The 1,161-nt window shown below is 76.6% G+C and carries 1 protein-coding gene and 1 pseudogene; both read left to right on the forward strand.

Annotation, left to right across the window (positions count from 1 at the left end):
• Positions 1-657 (forward strand): annotated as a pseudogene (locus Q0195_RS08055) (transglutaminase domain-containing protein); the annotation flags it as partial.
• Positions 654-1,161 (forward strand): FHA domain-containing protein (locus Q0195_RS08060; protein WP_299276873.1); only part of this gene is annotated, 508 nt, incomplete at its 3' end. The pseudogene Q0195_RS08055 and the gene Q0195_RS08060, both read left to right, overlap by 4 nt.

Consider the following 1,161-nt stretch of genomic DNA (forward strand, 5'->3'; position numbering starts at 1 on the left):
ACCCCCGACGAGGACCGCATCCCCCAGGTCGAGGAGCCCGAGCCGCAGGACCGGCCCCAGCCCCAGGTGCTGCAGCCACCGCCACCCGCGCCGGAGCCGCCCGAGGCGCCCCCGATGGACCGCGACGACGTCGACGCCGACGAGGAGGACGTCGAGGAGGAGACCGCGCCCGACCACACCCTGCTCATCGCGCTCGCGGCCGGGATCCCGCTGCTCCTCCTCGTCCTGCCGCTCGCCCTCGTCGTCCTGCTCAAGGCGCTGCGCCGGCGCCGGCGGCGGCTGCGCGGCACCGGCTCCGGGCGGGTCGGCGGCGGCTGGGCCGAGGTGGTCGACCGGGCCCGCGACCTCGGCGTCCCGGTCAGCGCGGCCGCCACCCGCCACGAGCAGGCCCGCGAGCTGGAGACCGGGCTCGCCCACGGGCACAGCACCCGCCGCCGCCGTCCGCGTCCGGTGGACGTCACCGGCCTGGACACCGCCTCCCTCGCCCGCCACGCGGACGCCGGCGTCTTCGGGCCGGTGCTGCCCGACGAGAGTGCCGTCGCGCACTACTGGCGGCACGTGGAGTCCACCGAGCAGCGGCTGCGCCGGGCCGTGGGCCGCCGCCGCTGGCTACGCTCCCGCATCTCGACCACCTCGCTGCGGAAGGGCCGTCGATGAGGATCAAGCTCACCCTGCTGCGCACCGCCGCCGACCCCGCCGACCTCGCGGTCACCGTCGACGGCACCGCCACCGTCGCCGACCTCGCACGCACCCTGGCCGAGACCGACCCGGTCCCGACCTACTACTCCCAGGACGAGCTGCGCGACCTCACCCTGCGCGTCCACGGCACACCGGGCACCGACGACCGCTCCACCCGGCTGCTCCTGCCCGAGGACGTCGCCGCCGAGACGGTGCGGTCCGGCTCGGTCGTCTCACTCGCCCAGGCCAGCCGCTACGACGGCAGCGGGGCCGACCAGCCGCCCGCGGCCCGGCTCACCGTGCTCGACGGCCCCGACGCCGGGCTCGAGGTGACCCTCCCGGAGGGCACCTCGATCATCGGCCGCGGCAAGGGCTGCGACGTGCGGCTCTCCGACCCGACCGTGTCCAAGGAGCACGCCCGGCTCGCCGTCACCGACATCATCGAGATCGTCGACCTGCGCAGCGCCAACGGCCTGCTCATGG

Source organism: uncultured Georgenia sp. (assembly GCF_937958535.1).
Taxonomy (GTDB): domain Bacteria; phylum Actinomycetota; class Actinomycetes; order Actinomycetales; family Actinomycetaceae; genus Oceanitalea.